Annotated in this window: 24 protein-coding genes; 13 read left to right on the top strand and 11 right to left on the bottom strand. The window is 57.4% G+C overall.

The genetic code is table 11. From position 1 onward, the window contains the following. Positions 1-11: 11 nt before the first annotated feature. The 6 genes from MHN28_RS20580 to MHN28_RS20555 form a co-directional block, all read right to left on the bottom strand. Complete coding sequence (locus MHN28_RS20580; protein ID WP_239344442.1) at positions 12-1,079, bottom strand: hypothetical protein; 1,068 nt, start codon at positions 1,077-1,079, stop codon at positions 12-14. A gap of 67 nt (positions 1,080-1,146) precedes the next feature. Then, entirely contained in the window at positions 1,147-3,093 is a 1,947-nt protein-coding gene (locus MHN28_RS20575) for an acyl-CoA synthetase (RefSeq protein ID WP_239344441.1), read from the bottom strand. A 62-nt stretch (positions 3,094-3,155) separates the two neighbouring features. After that, on the bottom strand, positions 3,156-3,959 hold the full coding sequence (locus MHN28_RS20570; RefSeq protein ID WP_239344440.1) for a formylglycine-generating enzyme family protein: 804 nt from the start codon (positions 3,957-3,959) through the stop codon (positions 3,156-3,158). Positions 3,960-3,977: 18 nt separating this feature from the next. Then, on the bottom strand, positions 3,978-4,781 hold the full coding sequence (locus tag MHN28_RS20565; protein ID WP_239344439.1) for an SUMF1/EgtB/PvdO family nonheme iron enzyme: 804 nt from the start codon (positions 4,779-4,781) through the stop codon (positions 3,978-3,980). A gap of 53 nt (positions 4,782-4,834) precedes the next feature. Then, complete coding sequence (locus tag MHN28_RS20560) at positions 4,835-5,308, bottom strand: hypothetical protein (RefSeq protein ID WP_239344438.1); 474 nt, start codon at positions 5,306-5,308, stop codon at positions 4,835-4,837. Beyond that, the gene (locus tag MHN28_RS20555) at positions 5,305-6,711 is read right to left on the bottom strand and encodes an FAD/NAD(P)-binding protein (RefSeq protein WP_239344437.1); all 1,407 of its coding nucleotides are present in this window, start codon (positions 6,709-6,711) and stop codon (positions 5,305-5,307) included. Before MHN28_RS20555 ends, MHN28_RS20560 begins: the two co-directional genes overlap by 4 nt. Positions 6,712-6,906: 195 nt before the next feature. On the opposite strand from MHN28_RS20555, the gene MHN28_RS20550 reads away from it, so the two are divergent. Beyond that, positions 6,907-7,518 carry a TetR/AcrR family transcriptional regulator gene (locus MHN28_RS20550; protein WP_239344436.1) on the top strand — a complete coding sequence of 204 codons (612 nt, stop codon included), beginning with the start codon at positions 6,907-6,909 and terminating at the stop codon, positions 7,516-7,518. 246 nt (positions 7,519-7,764) lie between these two features. Here the strand turns inward: MHN28_RS20550 and MHN28_RS20545 are convergent, their stop codons facing one another. Further along, on the bottom strand, positions 7,765-8,700 hold the full coding sequence (locus MHN28_RS20545) for a LysR substrate-binding domain-containing protein (RefSeq protein ID WP_239344435.1): 936 nt from the start codon (positions 8,698-8,700) through the stop codon (positions 7,765-7,767). Positions 8,701-8,813: 113 nt separating this feature from the next. Between MHN28_RS20545 and MHN28_RS20540 the strand changes: the two genes are divergently transcribed. From MHN28_RS20540 to maiA, 12 genes are all read left to right on the top strand, one after another. Further along, entirely contained in the window at positions 8,814-11,267 is a 2,454-nt protein-coding gene (locus tag MHN28_RS20540; protein ID WP_239344434.1) for an FAD-dependent oxidoreductase, read from the top strand. 14 nt (positions 11,268-11,281) lie between these two features. Then, complete coding sequence (locus tag MHN28_RS20535) at positions 11,282-12,823, top strand: trimethylamine methyltransferase family protein (protein ID WP_239344433.1); 1,542 nt, start codon at positions 11,282-11,284, stop codon at positions 12,821-12,823. 9 nt (positions 12,824-12,832) lie between these two features. After that, positions 12,833-13,846: an Ldh family oxidoreductase gene (locus MHN28_RS20530; protein WP_239344432.1), complete on the top strand. Its 1,014-nt coding sequence runs from the start codon at positions 12,833-12,835 to the stop codon at positions 13,844-13,846. Next, positions 13,843-15,081, top strand: a complete 1,239-nt coding sequence (locus MHN28_RS20525) for an FAD-binding oxidoreductase (protein WP_239344431.1) — start codon at positions 13,843-13,845, stop codon at positions 15,079-15,081. Before MHN28_RS20530 ends, MHN28_RS20525 begins: the two co-directional genes overlap by 4 nt. A 357-nt stretch (positions 15,082-15,438) precedes the next feature. Further along, entirely contained in the window at positions 15,439-16,389 is a 951-nt protein-coding gene (locus MHN28_RS20520) for an MBL fold metallo-hydrolase (RefSeq protein WP_239344430.1), read from the top strand. Between the two features lie 25 nt (positions 16,390-16,414). Beyond that, complete coding sequence (locus tag MHN28_RS20515) at positions 16,415-18,049, top strand: FAD-dependent oxidoreductase (RefSeq protein ID WP_239344429.1); 1,635 nt, start codon at positions 16,415-16,417, stop codon at positions 18,047-18,049. Further along, entirely contained in the window at positions 18,046-18,237 is a 192-nt protein-coding gene (locus MHN28_RS20510; RefSeq protein ID WP_239344428.1) for a DUF2783 domain-containing protein, read from the top strand. Before MHN28_RS20515 ends, MHN28_RS20510 begins: the two co-directional genes overlap by 4 nt. 16 nt (positions 18,238-18,253) lie before the next feature. After that, the gene (locus MHN28_RS20505; RefSeq protein ID WP_239344427.1) at positions 18,254-19,288 is read left to right on the top strand and encodes a TRAP transporter substrate-binding protein; all 1,035 of its coding nucleotides are present in this window, start codon (positions 18,254-18,256) and stop codon (positions 19,286-19,288) included. A gap of 3 nt (positions 19,289-19,291) precedes the next feature. After that, positions 19,292-19,840 (top strand): TRAP transporter small permease, encoded by a 549-nt coding sequence (locus MHN28_RS20500; protein WP_239344426.1) that lies wholly within the window; start codon positions 19,292-19,294, stop codon positions 19,838-19,840. Next, a complete protein-coding gene (locus MHN28_RS20495; RefSeq protein ID WP_239344425.1) occupies positions 19,837-21,153 on the top strand; it encodes a TRAP transporter large permease in 1,317 nt (438 codons plus the stop codon). The genes MHN28_RS20500 and MHN28_RS20495 overlap by 4 nt, the downstream gene beginning before the upstream one ends. A 63-nt stretch (positions 21,154-21,216) precedes the next feature. After that, positions 21,217-21,762 carry a VOC family protein gene (locus MHN28_RS20490; protein WP_239344424.1) on the top strand — a complete coding sequence of 182 codons (546 nt, stop codon included), beginning with the start codon at positions 21,217-21,219 and terminating at the stop codon, positions 21,760-21,762. 83 nt (positions 21,763-21,845) lie between these two features. Beyond that, complete coding sequence (gene maiA, locus MHN28_RS20485; protein WP_239344423.1) at positions 21,846-22,478, top strand: maleylacetoacetate isomerase; 633 nt, start codon at positions 21,846-21,848, stop codon at positions 22,476-22,478. 92 nt (positions 22,479-22,570) lie between these two features. Here the strand turns inward: maiA and MHN28_RS20480 are convergent, their stop codons facing one another. The 4 genes from MHN28_RS20480 to MHN28_RS20465 all read right to left on the bottom strand — a co-directional run bounded on the left by MHN28_RS20480 (position 22,571) and on the right by MHN28_RS20465 (position 25,796). Further along, positions 22,571-22,999 carry a MarR family winged helix-turn-helix transcriptional regulator gene (locus MHN28_RS20480; RefSeq protein WP_239344422.1) on the bottom strand — a complete coding sequence of 143 codons (429 nt, stop codon included), beginning with the start codon at positions 22,997-22,999 and terminating at the stop codon, positions 22,571-22,573. Between the two features lie 390 nt (positions 23,000-23,389). Next, on the bottom strand, positions 23,390-24,469 hold the full coding sequence (locus tag MHN28_RS20475) for a helix-turn-helix domain-containing protein (RefSeq protein ID WP_239344421.1): 1,080 nt from the start codon (positions 24,467-24,469) through the stop codon (positions 23,390-23,392). A 59-nt stretch (positions 24,470-24,528) separates the two neighbouring features. Continuing rightward, positions 24,529-25,275: a hypothetical protein gene (locus MHN28_RS20470; RefSeq protein ID WP_239344420.1), complete on the bottom strand. Its 747-nt coding sequence runs from the start codon at positions 25,273-25,275 to the stop codon at positions 24,529-24,531. Next, complete coding sequence (locus tag MHN28_RS20465) at positions 25,272-25,796, bottom strand: RNA polymerase sigma factor (RefSeq protein WP_239344419.1); 525 nt, start codon at positions 25,794-25,796, stop codon at positions 25,272-25,274. The genes MHN28_RS20470 and MHN28_RS20465 overlap by 4 nt, the downstream gene beginning before the upstream one ends. Positions 25,797-25,843: the final 47 nt, after the last annotated feature.

Below are 25,843 nucleotides of genomic sequence, written 5' to 3'. Positions count from 1 at the left end.
CGCATGTGTGATTAGAAGTTCTGAGCTATGGACAGGCGCAGCGCGTTGGTGCGGGCACCATCGATCTGCAGACCGGTCGCACCGTTATCGACATCGCCAAAACGGGCGTAGGTATAGTCGAATATCACCCGGGTATTGCCTTGCGTGAAGATTGTGCCAAGCGTGATCCCGCGGCCACCATTGTCATAATCGAACCCGGCAATGCCGCCTTCGGGATTGGAACTGGACAGGATGCCGTAGAAATACCAGTTGGGGTTATACAGATACCCAAGACCAAGCTGCACATCGACCGAGTCTTCGGTGAATTCCAGGATGGGACCACCAGCACCCGGAGGATTAACCGTGGCATCCTTCCAGTTTCTCCAGTTGACGCCAAAGAGCGCAAACAGGTTTTTGCTCACGCCGCTTTGAACATTGAACTTGACGGACTCCGGCGACACAAATGGTGTGGACACAGAGGCAGAGCCGGTCAAAGGCGTTGTCTGGGTGCCGCTCAGTGTATGTTTGATTTCGGAGGTGTAGGTCAGATCGGCCCGGAAATTGATGTCCGGAATTTCATAGGCTGCACCCAGAATAAAGCCCGGCTCAACGTCACCGTCAGCATCCAGACCGTAAATAGGGAAGCCCGAGTTGACCAGTTCACCTTCAAAACGTGTCACTTTTTCCAGCCTTACACCGCCATAAGCGCTGAAGTTCTGGTTGAACTTGTATCGCGCCAGAAAGTCGACGGCATACCCGCGATAATCGACATGTGTACCGGCTGAAGGTGCGGATGTTCCGGTCGGGTAGTTGATCCGGTAGTCCAACGACTTGAACGCGCGGGCGGCCAGCACCCAGTCGCTGCCCAGATCCTGCTTGTAGGCCAGTGACGCGCCACTGACGGAGGGTGTCACATTCCCCGTCGATTGACCCGCTTCAGTGCCCGAGTTCTTGGGATCTATGTAAACATAGGTGAATTCTGCGTACCGACCGTCTTCGAACAGAAAGTGGTTCTGCGTCGGAAATGCCTCAATGCCGCCAGAGATTGCGGGGCCGGCCATCAGGCCCGCTATCACGGTCATGGTGTTTAGGGTTTTCACTGTTTCCTCCCTGGAAAGTTCCGGCCGCAGTTTTTGTTGGGAGCGGTCCGGGATCGATGTGTGGCTCCTAGGTCTGTCTGACCCAGGGCCGGGTGAAGCCACCGAGGGCGGCGTTAATCTGATCGTCCGCAATGTCCTTGGCCGCCGCGACCTGCGCAGTCAGGCCAAGCTGTTTGTCGTCGGTCACTGATTGCACCGATGCCGCCAGCCCAGCCTCCTTCAGGGCAGCGTCATAGATGCGGGTGATCGCGAGTTTGCGCAGCGCGGGTTTGAACACCTTGCCGACGGCGGTTTTTGGTAACTCGTTCAAAATTTCCAGATGTTTGGGATGCGCCGCGCGTTCCGGAATCCGCTCGGCGGCGAAGGCCATGAGATCCTCGACCGAAGCGTTCGCCCCATCCACCAGTTCGACATAGGCGCAGGGCAGTTCTCCTGCCTTTTCATCAGGCTGACCGATTGCGCCGACAAATGCGACGGCAGGGTGTCCGGCCAGGCCATCTTCGATCATTGCCGGATCGACGTTGTGCCCACCCCGAATGATCATGTCTTTGGCACGGCCGGTGATCCACAGATAGCCCTCGTCATCCACGCGCCCCAGATCGCCGGTTCGCAGGTGCGTATTGTCCAGATAAAGCCCTTCGTTCCTTGTGGGATCGGTGTATGTTTCACCTGTCAAAACCCCGGGATTGGCAACGCAGATTTCACCAATCCCGCCAGGTTCGACATCAGCCTGACCGTCAACGATGCGGATATCGGTATACGGGTACCGGAACCCCACCGACCCTATGCGGCGCTCGCCAAACCCGGGATTGACCGACACCAGACAGGTGGCTTCGGTCATGCCATAACCCTCTTGGATTTCGACGCCGGTTGCCTCGACGAACCGCCGGAACAGTTCCTGCGGCAGCGGTGCAGAACCACAGAACGCCCCCTTGAGCGAGGAGATGTCGGCATCCACCGGAACCTGCATCAATGCCGCTGCTGCTGTCGGCACCGTGGTCATGAAGGTCACGCGCCACTTTTCGATCAGTTTCCAGAAATTCTGGAGCACGCCCTCGCCCCGGTATCCGCCGGCAGTAGGGAAAACGACATGGGCACCCGCGCTCAGCACACCAGCCCAGATCGGATAGGCCGCGAAGACGTGAAACAGCGGAACGGGGCAAAGAACGACCTCGTCCGGGGTATAGACAAGCTCGGAACACAGCCAGCCGTTGTACAGGATGCCCGACTGCCGGTGCTGCGCGATTTTTGGCATTCCGGTTGTTCCGCCGGTGTGGAACAGGGCGCAGACCCGGTCTCCTTGACTTTCTTCAAAGGTCAGCGCGTCCGCAGGCTGGGCGGCCAGAGCCTTGGCAAAATCCAGTACTTGCGCGTTATGCGTGATCTCAAGGGGTGGGCGCATGGCATCGACCGGCCTGCGCGTCGGCTCGGGAATGTAAGGCAACAGATCGATTTCGATCACCGACTTGATGTTTGGTGCGTTGGCTGCGGCTGCATGGGCCAGTTGAGCCAAATTGGTCTGCGGGAATGATTTCAGCGTCACCAGTACCTTGGCACCGCTTTCGCGCAGCAACGCCGCGATATGCAAAGGCTCCAGCGTCGGGTTGATCGGGGCAGCCTTTCCGGCCGTCATTGCCCCCATCAGGGCAATCAATGTGTCATGGGTTGTGGGCAACAGATATGCGACCGCATCCTCATCGGCGACCCCGAGTGAGCGAAACAAGTTTGCGGCCTGAGTGATCCGGCCTTTCAACTCGGTCCAGCTGAGCGTGACACCGGGATCGCGAGGATCAGCGCTGAGCTGAAAGCTGGCAGCCGGTTTGCAACCTTGCGACCCGGCAGTCTGCAGCAACTGCTGATAGACTGTCTTGGCGCTGACCCGGTCGGCCCAGGGTTTTTCGCGCTCCAGCGCCTCAACATCTGCCAGACTCGTGATCGGCGAGCGAACCTGCAACAGCTGTCGATCGGCAACAACAATTGGTTCGGCCCCAAGGCCGGTTCCAGTATCGGTCATTATGCTTACTCGTCTTGTTGTGTCTCGGCGGCCAAGCCGCCGAGGCTATTGTCAGTTAGTGCTTAGTCTGCGGCGCAGCGCGCGCCGATAACGTATCCTTGGCCCTTCGGCGCGTAGGGAAAGCGCACGGTCAGTGCCAATTCATCCTGATACCGGGATGTCCAGGAACTGCCGCGCAGTACCTTATAATCCCCCCATCTGGGGCCTTTGGGGTTCTTTTGGGCTGAGGTGGGCAGATCGTCGTACCAGTCGCTGGTCCACTCCCACAGGTTGCCGACCATATCCATTGCGCCATACGGCGACACGCCTTTGGGCTTCGAACCAACAGGCTGCGTCGTTCCAGCACCACAACCGGGGCCCATTTTGCCACCGCGTTTCTGGTTCATGACGGCCAGGTCGCACGACGACTTCGGGCTGTTGCCCCATGGGTAGATCCGCCCGTCGGTACCACGAGCCGCTTTGGCCCATTCGGCCTCGGTCGGCAGGCGCTTGCCCTCGTACGAGCAGACTTGTTCAGCTTGTTCGTAGGTGATGCAGTTGACCGGATGGTCGCCCGCCCAGCTCATTTGATAGTTGCAGGCCGCACCGTAATAGGGCTCGCTGCAATATCCGGCGTCGATGCATTCCTGATACCGGTCAAATGTCACCATGTATTTGTCGATCTTGTATTCTTTCAGATAAACGGTGTGGGCATTTGCCCCTGGCACACAGAAAACACCATCCGAGTCCTTACACCCCATGCGGAACTCACCCGCGGGAACGGTGACCATTTCCTTATGATTTGCGCTGAAGCCCTTAGTGGGCACAGCGCCCAGGATAGCAAACAGACCAGCGGCCGCGATGATCGCCTTTTGGGATTTTGTCATCTCAATACGCTCCTAATCTTACTTCGCGCAGCGAAAGCCGATGGCCGGGCTGGGGTTGCTCGGGTAGTATGGGAAACGTCCAGTCGAGCGGACTTCGTAGGCTTGGCGGCTCAGGAAATCGCCGCCCCGGGTGATTTTGAGGTCACCGCGCTTTGGCCCTTTGGGGTTCTTTTTGGGGCTGTTGTAGTAATAGCTCTCGTCATACCAATCCGAGACCCACTCCCATACGTTGCCAGCCATATCCATTGCGCCATATGGCGAGGCACCCTTTGGTTTTGACCCGACTTTCAGCGTATTGCCGCTGCCGCAACCCATGTATCCCGCGTTAGCGCGATCCATGACGACGCGCTTGCAATCGGGCGCTTGGTTTCCCCATGGGTAAATGCGCCCGTCGGTACCCCGCGCAGCCAGTTCCCATTCCGCCGAAGTCGGCAGACGCTTGCCCTCCCATTCGCAGAATTCCTTGGCCTGATACCAGTTCACTCCGTTGATTGGCCAACGATCCGAGTCAGGATCGCCGAAATGCATCAGGCCACCGACTGTAGGTTGCGAGCAAACACCTGCGTCGACGCAAGCGGTGTAGCGGCGTGTCGTGACCTCGTATTTGTCTATCATGAATGCATCGATCGTAACCGTATGCTTGTATTCTTCCGGAACATAGCTGCAGATTTCGTCAACTGCGGGATCGCAGCCCATTTCATACGTGGCGGCGGGGACCGAAACCATTTCACTGTCTGGCGTGTCCGGAGCCGCCAATGCGGCGCCCGCTGATATTACGAGGGCAAATGCACCCCCGGGAATGAGAGAAAGATTAGTGCTCATTCAGCAATTCCTAAGGACTGATGTGATTGGGGACAACTCATACTACCAACTACTCAAGCCGCAGGTTTCAACCGAACCAACAGCAGAATTACGACCGCAATGCTAACATAGGCGGCGATGGTCGCCGGGACATAGGCGACGACGCCTTGCCAGCTTGCTTCGCCCAGCGGATTGGCGCTGATGGAAACACCATGGTTGGGGGCAAAAACACCAAAGACGTAGAACACAAAGTTGGCCCAGACGGATCCCACGATGCCCCAGGACACCCAGGCTTCGGTGCGCCCGCTCAGCGAGACATGGGGCAGGGCTAATGCCAGACCGATCGCCATGAGACCATTCATCAGATTGCCCACATGAACGGCCCGCCAGCGCGAAGTCTCGCCAGGTAAGGCATAGTCGATGACCACCGGCAGGGGCTCGAGCGCGATTTTGCCAACCATGTTGACGGCCATCAGAACCCCGCCGATCAACCCCATAAGCAAGATGATCAGCCCGTGCTTGAGCATCCGGTGCTGCGCAATTGTCATGCGGGCACCTCTTGCTTTTGCGTCAGGTATTGCGAGATTTTACCCATGGCGATCATGGCTGGCTGCAGCAGCGCATCGCCCCCGGGCTGGGCAGCGGCATGCATCATGGCCGCGAAGTCAGGTGTGGTGATACCGTCAAGGCGTGCGTCAACCAGCCAGCTCAGCAATTCCGGATCTGCGGCCCATTTCATCTGTGCGCCAAGTGTGGCGCCAATGGACTGCAGGTAATCCATGTCGCTGTCAGGGTGCGGCGTTGGTTCGCAAATCGCGTTCTTTTGCGCGTCGTTTTCGTAAGTTGCCTCGACATGGGCGATCAGCGCAGCGCTGAACAGTTGCTGACAGGGTCGTACAGCCTGAATTGTAATGAGGTCCCCGTCAAATACCGGACGCGGAGGTCTTTTTTCGAGACCGTCCGAGGTGCAATTGACGAAAACCGTATTTTCGGGTGTTTCCAGTATACCCTGATCCAGTACTGCCCTGCCCGCCTCAAGCCGTTGAACCCGACCTTTGCGGATCACATTCGGAATGCGCCGCAATTCCTCAAGCTCGGCCCGGCTGACAGTCGCGCAACGGTACATGCTGGGAGTCACATCATCGCTCAGACGCAACAACCCGCCGCAAGCACTGACGCGGGTAAACATGTCATCCACTGAGGTCGACTCGGAGATCGCGGAAATCTGCATCAAGATGCTTTGCAAGACACTGACACCATTGGTGCCAGCAGGCTGAACGTTCGCCCGGTCCAGCAGCCAGCTGTCCCGTGGAACAATCCAGTCGATACGTTCTGGGTCGACCCCAAGATCCAAAAGGTAGAGACAACTATCAATCCCTGTCTTGCCGCCGCCAATCACAACAAAGCGGTCCGGGGTTTCCGGCAATGCCGCCAGCGCGTTTGGCGCAACGCAGCGCACACCTTCATCAATTGGGAACTTGGGCGGATCGGTCTGCGGAACTTTGACGTTCATATATGTGGTGTCGACTGTCTTGCGCGCGTTGACCTGAGTGATCCGGCCACTTGCGATTGAACGTATCCTGCCATCGCCCAAAAATTCCGATTGGGGGAAATACGCAACACGCCCGCTCTCCAGAAAGTCGTTCCGCATCACCCGATCAAAGTAAGCCAGAATCTCGGAAACGCTGGCCAGTTCCCGCATTCCCTTGTTCAGTCCGCTCTGATCAATGTGATCGCTGCCAAGGGCGCGCGAGTTCACACCATAGTAAGCCGAAGGCTGATGCAGGCGCACAAAAGGGTAAGCGTAGTTCCAGTGACCGCCCGGCTTATCATTCTTGTCGACGATCACGACGGTAGCGCTGGTTTCACTCAGGATCGTATCGGCAAAGGCCATTCCCATCGCGCCCGCACCCACTACCAGATAGTCGGCCTCTGTTTCAGTCACCGCCATGGCTTTCCCCTAATTGTCGCTTCTGACAGCTTATATTTCACGGTTCATACATTTTTTCAATACATTTGTATTGTTTCTTTGTATCGCCAAATTGTACTGTTGTAATGTATTGATATTGTGATAAATGCTCCGAACATCCTTTCTGGCGGGACGCGGCAGCCGTGCCCGACTACTTCAGGGCTATCAGAGGTCAATATGTCGACGAAGACCGAGATTCGCGCCAAGACAAGAAGCGCCAAGCGGGACGAAGTGCGCCGGGAACTGGCCGAGTACGCAATAACCGCGCTGGCTGAAATCGGATACGCAAACCTTGCAATGCGCGACATCGCGCTTTCGTCCGGAGTATCGCTTGGCAAGCTGCAGTACTATTTCGAAGACAAAGAAGATCTGCTTCTGTTCTGCATTGACATCCATGTGGAACGCTTCATCGCCGGACTGTCCGGTGCGCTAGAAGTAGAGCTTTCACCGGAAGCGGCCCGGGCCGCCTATATCGAGGCATTGACACAATCGGTTATCGACAACTCACGCATACACCGTCTTTGGTATGACATTCGAAATCAGGCTTTGTTCGATGCAATATTGCATGACAAGGTCGAAGGCATCGAAGCAAGCTACATTGAGATTTGCGAAGAACTCGCCGCAAAATTTGGAATGCCCCGAAATTCTGGTCTTTCGCTGTATTTGGCGATGGACAGCGTCTATCGCTATTGCATCCAGCGGTTGGCTTACGGCCGGAAAATGGAGCCAGACCAGATACGACATCTCGCGCAGTCGGCATTGGAACGGCGCAAGGAACCGCTCGAATAGCAATACATCGCTGTCAGATGAAGCTATTCCGGTGAAGGGCCTCAAACATATCGATCGTTGGTAAGTACGACGCATCCGGCTGTTCGATCAAACCGAATACCAATGACCCTTCCTTTCGCTGCACTCGAAAGGTCGCAAGAACTTTTACGTGGGCAAGATGCTTACCACTAAGTCGAGTAACAGAGTAACAGATTCAATTGTAACACCGGATCGATCCAACCCATGTCCATAGACTTTTGGCATGCATTAGTTATTCGAAAGCCATTCGATCACCCGATCCACCTGACTTGAATCGTGATTGTGACGCGCGACATAGAAATCCAATGGCGACAACAGGGACTCGGGCAGCAAACGGACCAAGGTGCCGGTTTCAGTGAGGTTAGCCGTCAGCCCTTCCCAGCCCAGAACAGCACCCATCCCGTCGCGCGCGGCCTGTAGAGCGATGACATAGTTGTTTACGAAATGCGACATCTGCAACGGTCCGCAATAGCCCAGCGCTTCGGCCCACTGTTCCCAAGTGGTCCAGTGGTTTTCCGCCCGGCGAAGCTGAATAAGGGGCACCGATGCCAAATCAGACACCGCAGAGACCGGATGCTTGCGGGCAAACTCGGGGCTGGCTAGCGCACTGATCCGATCATTGAACAGCCGCATGCACTCAGCGCTTTCACTGGACATATCGCCATAGTGGATACTCAGGTCACAGGTTCCTTCGTTTCGATCCGTGTCGCTAACCACCTGCGAAACCGAGACATCTGGGTTTGATTTCCAGAATTCCGCAAGCCGGGGTGTCAGCCAAAGAGAACTGACAGCAGTGGTGGAATGGATCGTGACAGCACTACGGCTTTGGCGGGATTTCAGCTGATCCATAGCCTGACTGACCTGATCGAACCCACCTTGAATGGCAACCAGCAGATACGCACCCTTTTCTGTCAGTTCCACGCGGCGGTGCAGGCGTTGAAAGAGGTTGCCGCGCAACTCATGTTCAAGCGCTTTGATCTGGTGACTGATGGCGGCCGGAGTAACATTGAGTTCGGCCGCAGCGCCCTTGAAACTTTCATGTCGTGCGGCCGCTTCAAAGCTGATCAGGGCTCGCATCGGTAGATGGGAGTATCCAGTCACGGGTAAAATCCATTCAGTTGTGACGGGTTCAACAAAGATAAAAGCTTCATGCTCCGTCGACATTCGAGTTACTTCACCTAATCCAAAGAAAATTTTATTGCAATTGAAGGGACGTCAATCCGGCAGTTTAACAACAATAAAATTCGACAAGTCTGCACAGAATCGGAGAGTGCCCAATGAAGTCCCATGCAAAGGTAGTTGTCGTTGGTGGTGGATGTGTCGGAGCGTCCATTCTCTATGGGCTTACAGAACATGGCTGTACCGATGCGGTAATGCTGGAACGCACGCAGCTAACCGCCGGGTCAACGTGGCACGCTGCGGGTTTGCTGGTGACGTTCGTGCGCTCACACAACGTCTCCAAGATGACATTGGAGACAATCCGCATTTATTCGGAAGTTGAGGAAAAACTGGGCTCGTCGGTCGGCCTGCGCAAAGTCGGGCAGCTGCGCGTGGCAAACACGCCGGAACGTTGGGATGAGTTTCAAAGCTACCTGTCTGTGGCAGAGGCCGCGGGTGTGCCTTGCAAGCTGCTGACGCCAGAAGAAATCGTCGAGGTACACCCGCTTCTCAATCAGAACGAAAACATACAAGGCGGCATCCTGCACACCGAAGACGGCTATGTGAACCCCGCGGACATCACGCAAGCCATGGCAAAGCTGGCGCGGGATGCAGGCGCGAAAGTGTATCAGAACACCGAGGCGCAAAGCTACGAGAAGCTGCCGAACGGACATTGGAAAGTGGTCACAAATCAAGGCGAGATCACCTGCGAGCACCTTGTTTTCGCCACCGGAAACTATGCGCGCGAAAACGCGCGCCGCGTCGGGCTGGATCTGCCTTGTATCCCGATCGTTCACCAGTACTGGACCACGGAAACAGTACCCCAGCTGATAGAACGCAAGAAGCAGGGCCTTCCGGAGTATCCCATTTTGCGCGACGAGGACTATGGCGCCTATCTGCGCGAAGACACAGGCGGCATTCAGTTCGGGCCATATGAATTCGAAAAAGACCTGAAGCTTTTTGCCGAAGACCGCGTACCCCCCGAGTTCGGCGCGGATTTGTTGCCCGAGGATTTCGACGCTGTTGAAACCCAATGGGAGCGTGCGATCGAGCGGGTGCCAGTGCTGAGCGAAGTCGGTATCAAAGCCAATACCAGAGGCCCGTTTCAGATGACGCCGGATGAGTTGCCGCTTGCAGGCCCGGCACCGGGGCATGACAATCTCTGGCTGGCAGAAGGTATGCCCGGCGGCATCCTTTGGGGCGGCACTGTTGGCAACCAGCTCGCCCAATGGATCCTCGACGGTCAGCCTGCGATTGATATGTCAGAACTCGATCCGCGCCGGTTTGGTGACTACGCCTCAAAGCGCTGGACCATGGACAAGGTGCGCGAGACTTGGGGCACGCATATGGAAGCGCATATTCCGGGCGAAGACCGCTATTCCGCTCGGCCCATGCGCACAGTTGGCTCTTATGATCTTCTGACAGCTGAGGGCGCGGTCTGGACAACTTACAACGGTTACGAATTCCCCAAATGGTTTGCGCCTTCCCCCGAAGAGGCGATCCCTGTCCACAGCTTCCGTCAAACCTACGCCTGGGACCATGTGACAGAAGAAGTCCGCGCCACACGTGAAGAGGCGGGCTTTATTGAAATGTCGCCCATGACCAAATTTACCGTGAAGGGGCCGGGTGCTGCCGCTTGGCTTGATTGGTTGATGGCAAACAAGCTGCCCAAGGTCGGGCGGATGACGCTGTCTCTGATGCTGAACGCCAAAGGAGGTATGGACGCCGAATACACCATCGTACGGGATGCGGAGAATGAGTTTTATCTCGTCTCAACCCCGAACGGGCAGGTCTACAACTGGGATACTCTGAGCAAGCAGTTGCCGCAGGATGGCTCTGTCGTCATGGAAGATATTTCCGAGCAGCTCGGCGTTGTTGCCCTTGCTGGCCCTAAATCCCGCGAGGTACTGCAAAAGCTGACGGACAACGACCTGTCGAACGAAGCTTTCCCATGGCTTTCGGCGCAAATGGGTGAAGTGGGCTATGCCAAAGGCGTGCGGCTCTTGCGCGTCAGTTACACCGGCGAGCTTGGTTGGGAGTTACACCATCCGGTAAATTACAACCGCCACATCGTCGACCAACTGCTTAATGCGGGCGTCAAACCCTTCGGCGCACTGGCGCTCGAGTCCATGCGCCTGGACAAGTCCTATCGCGCGATCAACCGCGAGATTTGCAAGGACATGACACCTTTTGAGGCTGGTCTTGATCGCTTCGTCGCCTTCACCCAGAAGGTGCAGGGAGTAGAGCGCGAACGCGAGTTCATCGGCAAAGAGGCTTTGCAGAAGCAGAAATCTCAAGGCAACTACAACTCGCTTGTCACTATCAAGCTGCCATTCTGCGATACATCGGTCATCGCCTATGAGGCGGTGTACAAGGATGGCCAGATCGTCGGCCGCGTGACTTCCGGCGGCTTCTCATACTACTGCCAGCATGACATCGCGATGGCGCTGGTGCCGCAAGAGCTCAAGGAGCCGGGCAGCAAGCTGCAAGTGAAGATTCACAACGAACTGCGCGATGGCGAGGTGATCGACATCTGCGCCTATGACCCGACCAGCGTTCGGGCGCGTGCATGAGCGGAGGACAGGCAATGACCGAAGGACAGACAAAGTCGCGGCGCGGTAGCCGTTCCGGGGGACGCGCTGCGCGGGTTTCGGCACGGACCAACCCCCCGCCGGTGTATCTTTCCACCCTGCATCGGCAGGTTGGACCAATTGATCTCCTCGGCCCCGAGGGCGTTGAAGAAATACACAACGCGGCGATGACCATTTTGGAAACGATCGGCATCGAGTTTCGGGATCCGGTGGCGCTGGCAGATTGGAAACGCGCTGGCGCAGATGTCGAAGGTCAGCGCGTGCGGATCGGCCGCGAAATGCTGATGGACCTGATTTCTTCTGTGCCCAATGACTGGGACTATCACGCCCGCAATCCTGAACGCTCAGCCCGCGTCGGCGGACGCGACACGGTCTTTGCCAATGCCTATGGTGCGCCGTTTGTCTATGGGCTCGACGGGGTTCGGCGGCCTTCGATGCTGGAGGACGCGCACAACTTCTTCAAACTGGCGCAGATGAGTCAGAGTATGCACGTCCCCGGTATTCTTCCGGCAGAGCCGCAAGATGTGCAGGTTCCGCTGCGCCATTTGGAGCTGGTGCACGCCGCGCTGACGCTGACGGACAAACCCATCAAAGGCTCGGTCCTCTCCGAAACAGCTGCCCGCGAGACGATGGACATGCTGCGTATCGTGCATGGTGAGCAGTTTGTTGATGAAAACGTCGTCGTCGCGGCACTTTTGAACTGCAATACCCCACTGGTCTGGGACGATACGATGTTGCAAAGCCTGCGCGTCTATGCAGGCGCAAATCAGCCTTGCTTATTGTCACCCTTCGTGCTCGCTGGCGCTTCGACCCCCGCCAGTCCGACCGGCGGCGTCGCTTTGCTGATTGCCGAAAGCCTCGCAGGTATGGCTTATTCGCAGATCATCCGCCGCGGCGCTCCGATGGTCTTGGGTGTGGCAATCATGGGCGTTTCGATGAAAACCGGCGCGCCAATGATGGGCTCGCCAGAGCCGGGGTTGATGAACCTGCTTGTTGGCCAGATGGCGCGTTTCTATGGCGTACCTTGGCGTTCCTGCACGATGTGGTCCGGTTCCAAGTCACCTGACCTTCAGGCCGCATTCGACAGCGCGAATACCATGTGGCCTGTGCTGTTGGGCGGCTGCAACTTTGTGGTACATTCTGCCGGTTTCGTCGAAGGCGCGCTTGGTGTCAGCTATTCCAAGTGGATCCATGACAGCTACCAACTGGAAGGCTACCACCGCTTCTTCTCTGGTCTGAAAACCGAAAACCTGAGCAGCATCCTGGACGATGTGTCTCGTATCGGCCCCGGCGGGCATTTCCTTGGCACGGATCACACGCGCGAAAACCCGATGGTGATGAACCCGCTGCAAAACAATGACAGCTTTGAGCAATGGGAGCTGGAAGGAGCCAGGAACGCAGATGAAGTTGGCCGCGAAGCCGCGCGCACCATGCTTGCCAACTATGTTCAGCCCCTTATGCCGGATGACATTCGCGGCGCACTTGATGAGTTTGTGGCGAACAAAAAGCAAGCGTACAACGAACGCATCAGCGCTTAGGAGGTTCAAATGGAAACGACGGCAATCTCGCTTGATGAGGTCAGAGCCCTGGCCAAAGCCATACTGACCAATGCCGGTATGAATGACAGCGGCAGCGATGTTCTGGCAGAGCTGGTCTATAAATCCGAGCGCGACGGACCCCGTAGCCATGGACTGCGGATGCTGCCTGTCTATGTACAAAGCTTTTCTTCGGGCTATGCGAACCCCGACGCCAAACCGACCGTTACCGAAACCGCACCCGGCGTTATGCGCGGGAATGGCGACAACGGTTACTTCCAGATCGCGGCCGAACAGGGCCGCGAACAACTGATCGCGATGGCTCGCAAGAATGGTATCGCCGCCTTCACTTGCGCCAACTGTCATCACCTTGGCGGCCTGCGCTTTGACACTGAACCATTGGCCGAGGCCGGGCTTGTGGCGCTTGGCGTGGTCAATTCGCTCTCGATGGTTGTTCCACATGGCGGTACCAAGCCCGTCTTTGGGACCAATCCGATGTCCTTTGCGTGTCCACGCGATGGTAAAGCGCCCATTGTCTGGGATCAGGCGTCCTCGGTTGTCGCTCTGATGGACGTTCGCATGGCCGCTGCTGAAGGCCATGATTTGGACGTAGATGGCGGGCTGGATCGTGACGGCAACCCCACCAATGACCCGAATGCCATTCTTGAGACCAAAAGCCTCTTGCCGTTTGGCGCTCACAAAGGCAGCGCCATAGCGTTGCTTATCGAAATACTGGGTGCAGCACTTGCCGGGGGGGCACTGTCGGTCGATAACGAAGATCGCGAGGCCCATGGCGCGCTCAACATCAAGGGCGGTGCGACGCTGATCGCAATTGATCCGGCAAAGTTCGGCAACGCAGGCTTTAAGGACTATGTCACCCGTATCTGCGCCGAGATCGAAGGCAATAGCAACGCCCGTGTACCCGGTGATGGTCGTTTGGCCAAGCGCGCCGCATCTGGCACAGATGGCGTGGCCGTCAGCAGCGAATTGCTTGAGCAACTGCGTGATATGGCCAGGGCTGAATGAAGAAGATCATCGTCATCGGCGGCGGTGTTGTGGGAATTTCCGCTGCGCTGGCCCTGCAGGCGGATGGCCATCGGGTTACTGTCCTTGAGCCGGATAGGATCGGCCAGGGTGCCAGCTGGGCCTCCTGTGGTTGTATAGCCATTGGTGAGATTGTCCCGCTGTCCCAGCCCGGCCTACTTTGGAAGGTCCCCGGTTTGCTGATGGACCCCGAAGCCCCCCTTGCCTTGCGCCCCGCCTCAGCACTACGCATGCTTCCCTGGTTTCTGCGTTTTGTTGCGAATGCCACCGATCCGAAAATGCGTGCCATTGCTACCGATCTGGCGCAGCTGACTTTCCGGGCCACGGCTGATTTCAAAAGCCAGATGTCCGAATATGGCATCAAGGATATGCTCGTCGAACGGCCAATCATAAAGCTTTTTGAAGATGACTCTGATAAGGCAAGCATGGGCGCCGCCTTCAATCTGGCCCGCGATCTGGGCTGCACGATCGAGGACATTCCGGGCGCGGAAGCGCACGACATTGATCCTGCGATTGCCCCGGATTTTCAATACGCCTCGGTGCTGCGCGATTGGAGCTTCGTGGCAGACAGCGTCCGACTGGTGAGCGATCTACATCGAGCCTTTCTGGCGCGAGGCGGCGAAGTGGTTGCGTCAGACGCGCGTGGGTTTGAACGGACGGACGGTCTGCTTCAGTCAGTGCGGCTGCAGAACGGCGATCTCTTGGAGGCCGAGGAATTTGTTCTTGCCGCTGGCATTGGGTCTAAGGCGCTGGCTGCTGAAATTGGCGTAAAGCTCCCAATGGAAGGTTTGATGGGCTATTGGACCGGTCTTCCAGAGCCGGGTGTCGATCTGAAGCATACCGTCTTCTATCCTTCTGGCGGCTTTGGCATCACGCCTCATGAGAATGCGCTGGCCATTGCTGGTACCATCGAATTCGCAAGTCTTTCGTCAAAGCCCAACTGGCGGCGTGCTGACGTTTTGGTAGAGCGCGCACGCCGAGTGCTTCCAAGACTCAACACAGAAAACGGCGAAAGGCGCGCTGGCCGCCGCCCCTTCATGCCGGACACGCGACCTGTAATTGGGCGGCCTCGTAGCCTCGGCAATGTCGTAATCGCCACAGGTCACGGGCAACTCGGCCTGACCCTTGGCGCGACAACGGGCCGAGTGGTGGCCGACATCATTGCAAACCGTAGAACCGATACCAACCTGACCCCTTACGGGCCTGATAGGTTTTGACACGCGGGGAACGCACCGTGAAATCAAGGGAGCCCGCGTTGGGCAACACACCCTGCCAATGAAATTGGGCTTATTAGGGTCAGTGTGCATTGGGTTTCCCTGCACTGCGTCATTTAAGCCTGAGATAGCGGAGCGGTGCCAGGAGCAGCCATGATAGGCTGGCCGACGAGCAGACAACGAGGCTCGCCCCTTTTTCCGAATTCGCAAGGCACACTTCGGGCGGGAGTGCCCTCGGTGCACGAAACCCAACCCAATTGCTCCAAACGAAACAGCATTGACATTAGTTTCATTTGCAACGATAGTCGTTGCAAATGAAACGTTATGAGTCGCGTGAGCAATTTACTGTTGGAGAAAACGATGGCTAAGGCATTCGCATCTCAGGAAGATTTGACCGAAAAGACCATCAGCTTTACCGAGGTCGGCGACGGACTTTGGGCCTTTACTGCCGAGGGGGACCCCAATTCCGGCGTGATCATCGGGGATGACAGCGTGATGATCGTCGAAGCGCAGGCGACGCCACGTCTGGCCAACAAGGTGATCGAGAAGGTCCGTGAAGTAACCGACAAACCGATCACGCATCTGGCGTTGACCCACTATCACGCAGTCCGTGTGCTGGGCGCTTCGGCTTACGGTGCGGATCAGATTCTCATGTCCGAAACAACTCGGGCGCAGGTTGCCGAGCGCGGTCAGGAAGATTGGGACAGTGAGTTTCAGCGTTTCCCACGCCTGTTCGAAAGCCATGAGAGCATTCCCGGACTGACCTGGCCCACCACCACCTTCAAAGATCGCATGAGTGTTTACCTCGGCAGCCGACGCGTTGATCTGATGCATCTAGGTCGTGCTCACACATCCGGAGACATCGTTGTTCACATCCCGGACCAGAACGTCATGTTCACCGGAGATATCGTTGAATACCACTCGGCCTGCTACTGCGGTGACGGCCATTTCAATGACTGGGGTGGCACACTCGACAATATCGCCGCTTTTGACGTTGATGCTATTGCACCCGGCCGGGGTGATGCGCTGGTCGGCAAAGACATGGTTGAAGCGGCAATCGAGTCCACCCGTGACTTCGTCGAAAGCACCTATCGCCCGGCCGCCCGCGTCGCCGCCGGCGGCGGCAGCCTGAAAGATGCCTGGGATGCCGTGCGCGCCGCGTGCGACCCGAAATTCGCGGACTACGCGATCTACGAACACTGTCTGCCGTTCAATGTTGCCCGCGCCTATGACGAGGCCCGCGGCATCGATACGCCACGCATATGGACGGCGAAACGAGATCTGGAAATGTGGGAACAGCTGCAGGGCTGACCGCCTGAAGGGAAGGGATTGTTCAATGTTCGATGACCGTTACACGTTGGCTTACAAAAGCTACCCGTACGAAAAGTCGCCGGATCAGGACCTCGACGCACCGGTTCGCCACCCGGTCGTGGTCATGGGGGGGGGGCCGATTGGTATCGCCACCGCGCTGGACTTAGGGCGTCAGGGCATCCCGGTACTGGTGCTGGACGACCACGAAGGTATCGGCATGGGCAGCCGGGCGATCTGCTTCGCAAAGCGCTGCCTGGAAGTGGCTGATCGCTATGGCTGCGGTGAGCCGATGCTGGACAAGGGCGTTGTCTGGAATCTCGGCAAGGTGTTCCACCGTGACGACAAGGTGTTCGAGTTCAACCTGCTGCCGGAAGACGGGCATAAATACCCCGCCTTCATCAATCTTCAGCAGCCCTATTTCGAGCAATACATGATCGACCGTCTGCGCGAGCTGCAGGCCAAAGGCGCCCCGATCCAGTTGCGCGGCAAGAACCGGGTGGATACGGTTCAGGTGCGCGACGATCATGTCGTTTTGACGGTGATGACACCGGACGGACCGTATACGATGGAAGCTGATTGGTTGATCGGTTGCGATGGTGCCAATTCGCCTCTGCGCCGGATGCTCGGGTTGGATTTCAGCGGCCGCGTCTTTCAGGACAGCTTCCTGATCGCCGACATCAAGCTGAAGGGCGATCTGAATTTCCCCACCGAACGCTGGTTCTGGTTCGAGCCGACCCACGGCTCGGGCGCGTCAGCTTTGTTGCACAAGCAGCCCGACGATGTATGGCGGATCGACTTCCAGATCGGCTGGGATGTGGACCGCAAGGAAGAATTGAAAGAAGAGAACATCCGTCGCCGTTTGGACGCAATGTTGGGGGATGTCGATTATGAGATGGTCTGGTCCTCGATCTACACCTTCCAGTGCAAGCGCATGGACAGCTTCCGCTCGGGTCGGGTGATCTTTGCCGGTGATGCGGCCCATCAGGTCTCGCCTTTCGGAGCGCGCGGTGCCAATTCCGGCATGCAGGACGTGGACAATCTGGGTTGGAAACTGGGGCTGGTGCTGCAAGGCAAAGCACCGGAAAGTCTGCTTGACACCTACAATGCGGAACGCATCCACGGCGCGGACGAGAATATCCTTAATTCTACCCGCTCGACCGATTTCATCACACCGAAGTCTGAGACCAGCCGGATTTTCCGCGATGCTGTCCTCAGCCTGAGCGGCGAATATGAATTTGCACGGCCGATGGTGAATTCTGGCAGGCTTTCGGTTCCTTGTGTGTACAGTGGATCGCGCCTCAATTCGGCCGATGCGCTGGCGGGTGGCCCAGAGCGGACACAGCCCGGTGCCCCCTGCCCCGACGCGCCGCTGGGCGACGAATTCCTGCTGTCGAAGCTGGGTGATGAATTCATCCTCCTGACGATCGATGCAGAGGCACCCGAAACTCTGGAGGAAGACGGCATCACGGCCCGCCGGTTGGCGCTTTCGACCCGAGACGACCCGACCGGCCAGTTGAAGAAACGCTATCTCGGCGAAGCAAACTCAGCAGTCTACCTGATCCGGCCGGACCAACACGTTGCGGCCCGCCGGGACAATTTCAATGAAACCCTGATGCGCACCGCCCTGCGCCGCGCCACCGGGAAGGAGGCAAGCCAATGAGCGATCTGATCCTGACGCCGAACATCGACGGGACCGATGATTTTTATGCCGACCTGCTGGCGACCCATGAAGGCAAGACCAAGGCTGAGAGCGATGCCGTCAATGCGCGGCTTATCCTGATACTGGCAAACCATATCGGCGACCGCGAGGTCCTGAGCCAGGCGCTCAAAGCTGCAGACATCACGTAATCCTAGGGAGGACACTATGAAACTCAAGCTGAAGGGCAACGCCCTGCTTTTTGCGGGTATAGCAACCGCTGCCATGACCATTGCCACGACTGCCGCGTCCGAGACAAAGCTGGCGCTTTCAAGCTGGCTGCCGCCGCGCCATCCGATCGTGGTGAATGCGATCAAACCATGGGCCAAGCAGGTAGAAGACGTCACCGATGGTCGAGTGACCGTGCGTGTTCTGGCTAAGCCGATGGGCCCGCCCCCGGCGCATTACGATATGGCTGCCGAAGGGATTGCTGACATCACATATGGCTTGCATTCCTTTACCACCGATGACCGTTTCACCCGCTCGCGGATCGGTCAGTTCTCTTTCATCGGTGACGATGCTGTGGCTGGTTCCAAGGCGTTCTGGAATGTTTATTCCGGTCCGCTGGAAGCGCAGAAAGAACATGAGGGCACCAAACTTCTGGGGCTTTTCGTGCACGGCCCCGGCATGCTGCACAACAATGTTCGCAAGATCGAGACAACGGATGACTTTTCCGGTCTGAAAATCCGTGTGCCCGGCGGATATATCTCGGACTTGATGTCGGGTCTGGGCTCCACGACACTCTTCATGTCCTCGGGCGAGGTCTATGAGAAGCTTTCGCGTGGCGTGATCGATGGTGTGACGTTCCCCTTCGACGCTCTGGCGGCTTTCAAGCTGACCGGCGACGTCAAGTACACCATGAAAGTGCCGGGCGGTATCTACAACACAACGTGGTTCATGGTCATGAACGAGGCAAAGTGGAACGAGATCTCTGAGGAAGATCAGGCCGCCATTGAGGCAATTTCCGGCGAAGCCTTTGCTGAGTTGGTCGGCCAGGCCTGGATCGGTGCCGACGAGAAAGGCAATGCCGAGGCTGAAAAGGCCGGGATCGAGATCTACGAAGCGCCAGCTGAAGTGGTTGATGCGATCAAGTCTCAGGCAGCAGATGCCGAGACAGCGTGGTCCGAAGCCATCTCGGCGGACGGCTATGACGGAGCAACCGCTCTGGAAGAGCTGCGCAAGCAAGCTGGCGTGGACTTCTGATCCATGGAACGGCTTCGTCATCGTTTTCCCGACCAGCCCCCTGAAGAGGGGCTGGACATCGGGCTGCTGCTCGACCGGTCGCTGGGTGTCGGAGCCGCTTTGATCCTGTTCAGCCTCGTTCTCATCACCTGTGTGGATGTGGTCGGGCGCTATTTGTTCAATGCGCCGCTGTCTGGCGCTTTCGAGCTCACTGAAATTCTGCTGGCAGCGCTTGTCTTTCTGGCCTTGCCACTAACGACCGAACGCCGCGAGCACGTCGAAGTTGACCTGCTGAACCTGGCGCTTGGGCGGAAAACACAACGGTTTCTAGCCGCCTTCGCGGGCCTGTTCTCTGCTGCTTTATTGGCCACTTTCGCCTGGCGGCTTTTCACCCATGCAGCCAAGGCAGCCCATGACGGCGCGGTGACAAATGCGTTGGAAATTCCGCTGGCACCATTTGGCTACCTGGCTGGCGCCTCCTGCATGATTTCCGCCTTCATCGCCTTCCTGCGCGGCTTGCAACCACCTGTCGAACACGAAACTGACAAAGACCACCTGGAGAGCGCGCCATGATTGAATCTCTGATCGGTTTCGCGATCCTTCTGGGTCTGATCCTTCTGCGCGTGCCAATCGCATTTGCAATGGCGGCCGTGGGTGGTTTCGGATTTGCCTTCATGCGCGGGTGGGAACCGGCCTGGGCAATGACCGGTCAGGTGGCCTTTGACACGTCCTTGTCCTACAGCCTTTCTGTCATTCCCCTGTTCATCTTCATGGGCAATGTGTTGGCTGGCTCTGGTGTGGCACACGGATTGTTCGCAGGTGCAGATCGGCTTTTCGGCAGATTGCGCGGCGGGCTTGCCATGGCCTCAGTCTTTTCCTGCGGTGGCTTCTCAGCGGTCTGCGGCTCGTCACTGGCTACGGCTGCCACGATGTCGAAAGTTGCGATGCCCTCCATGCGCCGCTTTGGGTACGATGACCGTCTCGCCACGGGGTCCATTGCCGCTGGCGGAACGCTTGGCATCCTGATCCCACCCTCAGTGATCCTCATCATCTACGGCCTGTTGACCGAAACCAATATTGCCAAGCTGTTCATCGCTGGAATTGTGCCCGGTATCATCGGCGTGCTGCTTTATCTTGGCGCGGTCATGGTTGCTGTACGGGTAAATCCCGCGTTGGCTCCGGAAGAGGAAAACACCGAACCAATGAGTCGAACCGATGTCGTCGGCGTCTTCTGTGTGTTGGGGCTATTCCTCTTCATAATGGTCGGTATCTATGGTGGCTTCTTCACCCCGACCGAGGCAGCCGGGATGGGTTCCGGCGCTGCGGTGCTGATCGCCCTTGCGCTGCGAACAATGACCTGGCGCGGGTTTTTCACGGCGACGCTGGACTCGATCCGGGCCACGGCGATGATCTTTGCCGTTATCATCGGTGCCGAGCTATTCACCAACTTCATCAACTATGCCGGGTTACCGGATGGGCTGTCGGGCTTCGTCATCGATAACGAACTGCCGGTCTGGGCTGTCATCCTGTTCATCATCGTCACCTACATGGTGCTTGGCTGCGTGCTGGAAAGCCTGTCGATGATCTTGCTAACGGTGCCGGTCTTCTACCCGCTAATGTTCGAACTTGAGTTCGCAAACGAACTGCTGCTGGACCCGGAAAACGCGCTGATCTGGTTTGCCATTGTCGTCGTCGTGGCCACTGAAATCAGCCTGATCACACCACCGGTCGGCATGAACGTCTTCGTGTTGAAGGGCGTGCTGCAGGACGTCTCGCTTGGAACCATCTTCCGTGGTGTGCTGCCCTTCTGGATCGCCGATGTCCTGCGGCTGACCTTGCTCATCTTGGTGCCCTCTCTGTCGCTCTGGCTGGTGGGATTGATGTGAAAGATCGGGGCGGCCCTCCGTCGCCTCGATCTTGAAAACTGCATGTTCGAAAAGGAGAAACCGATGAAAATCGAGAAGATCCATCACGTCGCTTACCGTTGCAAAGACGCAAAAGAGACGGTCGAATGGTATGGAAAGATGCTGAATATGGACTTCATCCTGGCTATTGCTGAGGATCATGTCCCCTCAACGCACGAACCTGACCCTTACATGCACCTGTTTTTGGATGCCGGGGACGGCAACGTGCTCGCCTTCTTTGAATTGCCGACAAAACCAGAGATGGGCCGGGACCCAAACACCCCTGTCTGGGTGCAGCACATCGCCTTCAAGGTGAAGGATCGCGAAACGCTGATTCAGTTCAAGGACCATCTGGAAGCCAATGGCGTCGAGGTGCTGGGCGTGACCGATCATTCGATTTTCCATTCCATCTACTTCTTCGACCCGTCCGGCCATCGCATCGAACTGGCCTGCCCGGACCCGGAAGAGGAAGCGATGCTGAAACGTATGGACGAAGTGAAATGGCTGATGCTGGAGGATTGGTCGAAGACTAAAAAAGCTCCGAAACATGCCGATTGGCTGCATGCGAAAGAACTCAACAAGCCAGCGTGAACGGCTTTCCGCGCCGGTTGGGTTTTCGGCGCCAAGTCGCTGATCAGCTGGGTCTGAAGTGGTAGATAAAAAACAAGCGAGTCATGAAACTATACAGCTATTGGCGATCCACGACCTCTTACCGGGTTCGGATCGCTCTGAATCTCAAGGGTGTCTCCTACGAAACGGTACCGATCAATCTGGTTGCCGGAGAGCAGCGCGCGCCGGACTATGTCGCGCTGAACCCCGGAAAGGGCGTGCCGACACTGGTGCTGGATAACGGAGAAGTGCTGACGCAATCGCTTGCCATCATCGATTATCTCGATGCCACAATACCGGAACCTCTGTTTCTGCCGGAAAATCAGCTCCAGCGTGCTCGGGTACGGGCCGCGGCCCATACCATCGCGTTGGACATTCATCCGGTGAATAATCTTAAGGTCATCGCGCATCTGAAGTCCCGTTACGGGTTTTCAGCCGAGGACGGGATCGAGTGGTTCCGGCATTGGATGACCGAAGGGTTTCATGCCTATCAGGCACTTTTGCCGGGTGGTAGCGCCTTTAGCTTTGGCGACAGTCCGGACCTTGCGGATATCTGCCTGATCGCGCAGCTGTATAATGCACATCGATGGGGCGTAGACATGACCCCGTTCGCCCGGCTTCTTGAGATTGAGGAACGCGCATTGGCATTGCCTGCATTCGCCGCTGCCCGTCCTGAAAACCAGCCCGACGCCACCTGAAGGATATGTCACGACCAATTTACGCCGTCCGACCCGCACCACCGGACGGTTCGAATTGCGCCAGACTGGCTTAAAAAAAACCGAAAGGGTTTTTAATTCTCCGTCGCGGCCTTGAGAAGCGCGGTAACGCCCTGATCCAGCGCCGCTCGGTCTTCAGCCGACATTGAGTTCAGCATACCTTGCGCGCAAGCTTCGACTTGCGGCAGCAGCTTTTTGAACTGTCGAAGACCTTCCGGAGTACAATGAAATACCCTGATCCGGCGATCTTCTTCAGAAGTCGCGCGGGTTATCAGACCTTTGTCGTCAAGCCTCTGCGCCGCCCTGCTGACCTGAACCTTATCCAGAGTTGTGCGTTGCGTCAGTTCCAAGGAAGTCAGGCTTTTGGCGTTGGCGAGCAAAAAAAGCAGGCGCCATTCTTCTCGCGATAGCCCAAATTCGCGGTGGTATACCTCGGTGAGCTTGCGAGAGAACGCTTCGGACGCCACGGCGAGACGATAGGGAAAGAAGGAATCTAGTTGCATACGAAATCATAAGTCGACTTGGTTTCATATGCAACGAGCTTCACAGTGCCGACCCAGGGTGTTGATAGCAGGAATTCACGCGCCCCCCATTATTGAACTGCGTGCCCAAACACGCTCGCTTCGCGCCGGGGCTACTGCACAATTCGTGCAAGCCAGGCCTATCGACAAATCCTGAATAGCCCTTTTCAGCCTGGAAACAGGAGGGCTCAAACGACCTGATATGCTCAAAACGTTTCTGGCGTCAGCGCCTATGGATATCGCGGCTTTGGGCCTTTACTTATGCAACTCAGAAGGAGTGAACGGTATATCGGATGTACATTTTTAGTCCACCGAAGACTTTGCGACAGATCCGAGCTATCCAAACGGCGCTTTCCGCAATTGAACCACAGACTAAAGCGCTGCGGTCCAGACCCGATAACGCCCCTGCCCTGTCACCTCGCGGATCAGACTGCGGTTCATGAACTTGTCGATGTTGCGCTGCACGGCTGCGCGTGAGGCCTGTGTCAATTCTTCGGCGAGAGGCGCCGACACCATGGGCCATGCGGTCAGAACGTCGATAAGGCGCGGGGGCGTTCGGCCACTCAGATCGCTTATCGCCTCTCGGGCGCGTTGATCCCAGGCACCGACCCGATCCAGATGCAGCAACGCGGCCAGAGCGGCTTGTCCTGCCCCTCTGATCCAGACCGAAAGCTTTTCTTCAGGAGTGCCAACACCGCGCAAAGCACCCGGCCCCGACAACGCCAGTGGCATAAAGATCGCCCCACCCCGACCCATTGTAGCGGCATGGCGGGCGGCAATGATCGCGGCTTCGGTGTCCTGCCCGATGCCCTCGGATAATGCACGCCACGCGTGAAATCCGATCGCGGCCTGCGTGACGGGATGCAATCCTTCCGCGTTGCGCATAACCTCAGCCAGATCTGCAACAGTATCGGGAGTATCTTCGATCCCCTGCGCCAAGCGATCCAAAAACGCCGTTAGCCCGGTTTCCCAACCGCCATCCGACGGGCCCGCGCCTGCGGTCAGGCGGCGGACGGCCCAGCCAGCACGAAACAACGCCTGAACGTCGTCCCCGGTCGCCCCGATCCGCAATCCTGTCCACAGTGCCAGCCTGTCGACGCTGATCCGGTCACCTGTCCACCAGCCCAGATCGGACACATCCATCAATGCCAGACGATGTCCCCAACCGTCCGGGCCTGCGCGCAGCCGCTCATCCAGGGCGCCGAAGGTGGCCGCCAATTCAGCTAACTCATAAGACAACTCGGACTGCGCCGCACGCCACTCCCGCGGGTCGAACAACTGTCGCCGGTCGACCTTCGGGCCGGGCAGCAGAAAGTCTCCCTGTGGAACATCCTCATCCGGAGGTAGAAACCAAAGATCATCATCCTCGGGCGGGTCGGTATCATATATACTGGGAGGACCGACCGCATCGGCGTCCTCATCCGGATCCGGCATCACTGGTTTCGACGTCATGCCCTCTATAATTCGGATGTTTCGAACAGTTCACAAGACGTTTTCGGCACGCAGGACCATCAACCAGTGAAAGTTGTGGTCAGGATGTCCAGCGGTTCGTTCAGATCGGTCTGCTCGCTGCTGCCAATCAGCATGTATCCATAGCCGCCCTGCGCCCATGTCGCGGTGGCCAGACCGCTAAGAGCCGAATGTTTTACGTCCTTCGCAGGGGCACTTTCGCCTTGCCGGATAATGCAAAAGGCCAAAGGTTGGCCTTGATCATCCGCAAAAACCACCTGAATCAACGGCTTGCCTTTGAACGACAAAACCTGCGCACGCTTTAACTCCAGCCCTGGCAATGCTTCAAGCGTGTCCCGGTTCAGGGATCGGCCCAATTGCGCCTCGGCCTGCGCGAACTGAGCGTCAAGGGCATCCGGCGCGTTGTCCAGAGAAGCGATCGTGTCCGGAGAATACAGCGACTGGTAGATTGCCGCCTGCTCGGCCCAGCCCATCGGCTGCGGGCGTGTCGCCCAGAATGTGGCAGACACGGCCACAACGGCAACTGACGCCGCCACCGCCAGCAAACGCCACGGCCCACCTGAAAGTCGGACTGGACTGGCCGCTGCCGATTTCGGTAAATCCAACTGCGGCGCTTTGGCGGGAATATTCTCGAACACCGACTGCACGACCGGCGCAAACGGATCCAATGCCATCAGGCGCTGTTCCAGATCTGCGTCGGTTTCGATCGCCGCTTCGATAGCGGCAGCCTCGGTCGCATCCGCATTGCCTTCCAGATACGCCCTGAGCGTCTCGTCGGAAAACTTCATTTGCCACTCCGTCGAACGGCGTCTGCCGCATCATGCTGCATCACGTTTTTCAGTTTCTGCCGGGCGTTGGACAACCGGCTCATGATAGTCCCAATCGGCACTTCCAGCAACGCGGCGGCTTCGCGGTAGCTGTACCCTTCGACGAACACAAGCATAACCGTTTCCCGCTGCGCCTCTGGCAACTGCATCACTTGTGTAAACACTTCAGCGGCGAAAATATTCGTTTCTGAATCCGGTCCGGACGCAATTAATTCCGCCTCGGGTGTAACAGACAGCGCCTGCGCCTTGCGCACCGAACGCGCCCGCACCTCATTCAACCAGATTGAGCGGCAGATCGTCATCAGCCAACTGTCCAGCCTATCATGCGAGGTTACCTGATGGTGACGCTCCAGCGCGCGCAAACATGTGGATTGCAAAAGGTCGTCTGCAACATCAGACGCCCCGGACAAGGCAAGCCCAAACCGCCAGACACGTTTCGAATGCGTCTGGATCGCGCCGCGCACGGCCTGTTCGGAGCTCATTTCAACACTCATCGAATAAATCGCGACCTGTGTGTGTTTGTCATTCA

The sequence above is a fragment of the Ruegeria sp. Ofav3-42 genome, assembly GCF_022347725.1.
Taxonomy (GTDB): domain Bacteria; phylum Pseudomonadota; class Alphaproteobacteria; order Rhodobacterales; family Rhodobacteraceae; genus Ruegeria.
Note: the sequence above shows the minus strand (reverse complement) of the source record. Positions and strands in the feature narration are given on the sequence as shown.

Excerpts from the sequence above, each read along its gene's own strand:
- MHN28_RS20495 (WP_239344425.1), top strand. The coding sequence starts at position 19,837 with ATGATTGAATCTCTGATCGGTTTCGCGATCCTTCTGGGTCTGATCCTT.
- MHN28_RS20550 (WP_239344436.1), top strand. The coding sequence starts at position 6,907 with ATGTCGACGAAGACCGAGATTCGCGCCAAGACAAGAAGCGCCAAGCGG.
- MHN28_RS20545 (WP_239344435.1), bottom strand. The coding sequence starts at position 8,700 with ATGTCGACGGAGCATGAAGCTTTTATCTTTGTTGAACCCGTCACAACT.
- MHN28_RS20470 (WP_239344420.1), bottom strand. The coding sequence starts at position 25,275 with ATGAAGTTTTCCGACGAGACGCTCAGGGCGTATCTGGAAGGCAATGCG.
- MHN28_RS20465 (WP_239344419.1), bottom strand. The coding sequence starts at position 25,796 with ATGAGCTCCGAACAGGCCGTGCGCGGCGCGATCCAGACGCATTCGAAA.
- MHN28_RS20565 (WP_239344439.1), bottom strand. The coding sequence starts at position 4,781 with ATGAGCACTAATCTTTCTCTCATTCCCGGGGGTGCATTTGCCCTCGTA.
- MHN28_RS20555 (WP_239344437.1), bottom strand. The coding sequence starts at position 6,711 with ATGGCGGTGACTGAAACAGAGGCCGACTATCTGGTAGTGGGTGCGGGC.
- MHN28_RS20575 (WP_239344441.1), bottom strand. The coding sequence starts at position 3,093 with ATGACCGATACTGGAACCGGCCTTGGGGCCGAACCAATTGTTGTTGCC.
- MHN28_RS20535 (WP_239344433.1), top strand. The coding sequence starts at position 11,282 with ATGACCGAAGGACAGACAAAGTCGCGGCGCGGTAGCCGTTCCGGGGGA.
- MHN28_RS20540 (WP_239344434.1), top strand. The coding sequence starts at position 8,814 with ATGAAGTCCCATGCAAAGGTAGTTGTCGTTGGTGGTGGATGTGTCGGA.
- MHN28_RS20510 (WP_239344428.1), top strand. The coding sequence starts at position 18,046 with ATGAGCGATCTGATCCTGACGCCGAACATCGACGGGACCGATGATTTT.
- maiA (WP_239344423.1), top strand. The coding sequence starts at position 21,846 with ATGAAACTATACAGCTATTGGCGATCCACGACCTCTTACCGGGTTCGG.
- MHN28_RS20505 (WP_239344427.1), top strand. The coding sequence starts at position 18,254 with ATGAAACTCAAGCTGAAGGGCAACGCCCTGCTTTTTGCGGGTATAGCA.
- MHN28_RS20570 (WP_239344440.1), bottom strand. The coding sequence starts at position 3,959 with ATGACAAAATCCCAAAAGGCGATCATCGCGGCCGCTGGTCTGTTTGCT.
- MHN28_RS20480 (WP_239344422.1), bottom strand. The coding sequence starts at position 22,999 with ATGCAACTAGATTCCTTCTTTCCCTATCGTCTCGCCGTGGCGTCCGAA.
- MHN28_RS20530 (WP_239344432.1), top strand. The coding sequence starts at position 12,833 with ATGGAAACGACGGCAATCTCGCTTGATGAGGTCAGAGCCCTGGCCAAA.
- MHN28_RS20520 (WP_239344430.1), top strand. The coding sequence starts at position 15,439 with ATGGCTAAGGCATTCGCATCTCAGGAAGATTTGACCGAAAAGACCATC.
- MHN28_RS20560 (WP_239344438.1), bottom strand. The coding sequence starts at position 5,308 with ATGACAATTGCGCAGCACCGGATGCTCAAGCACGGGCTGATCATCTTG.
- MHN28_RS20525 (WP_239344431.1), top strand. The coding sequence starts at position 13,843 with ATGAAGAAGATCATCGTCATCGGCGGCGGTGTTGTGGGAATTTCCGCT.
- MHN28_RS20515 (WP_239344429.1), top strand. The coding sequence starts at position 16,415 with ATGTTCGATGACCGTTACACGTTGGCTTACAAAAGCTACCCGTACGAA.
- MHN28_RS20490 (WP_239344424.1), top strand. The coding sequence starts at position 21,217 with ATGAAAATCGAGAAGATCCATCACGTCGCTTACCGTTGCAAAGACGCA.
- MHN28_RS20475 (WP_239344421.1), bottom strand. The coding sequence starts at position 24,469 with ATGACGTCGAAACCAGTGATGCCGGATCCGGATGAGGACGCCGATGCG.
- MHN28_RS20500 (WP_239344426.1), top strand. The coding sequence starts at position 19,292 with ATGGAACGGCTTCGTCATCGTTTTCCCGACCAGCCCCCTGAAGAGGGG.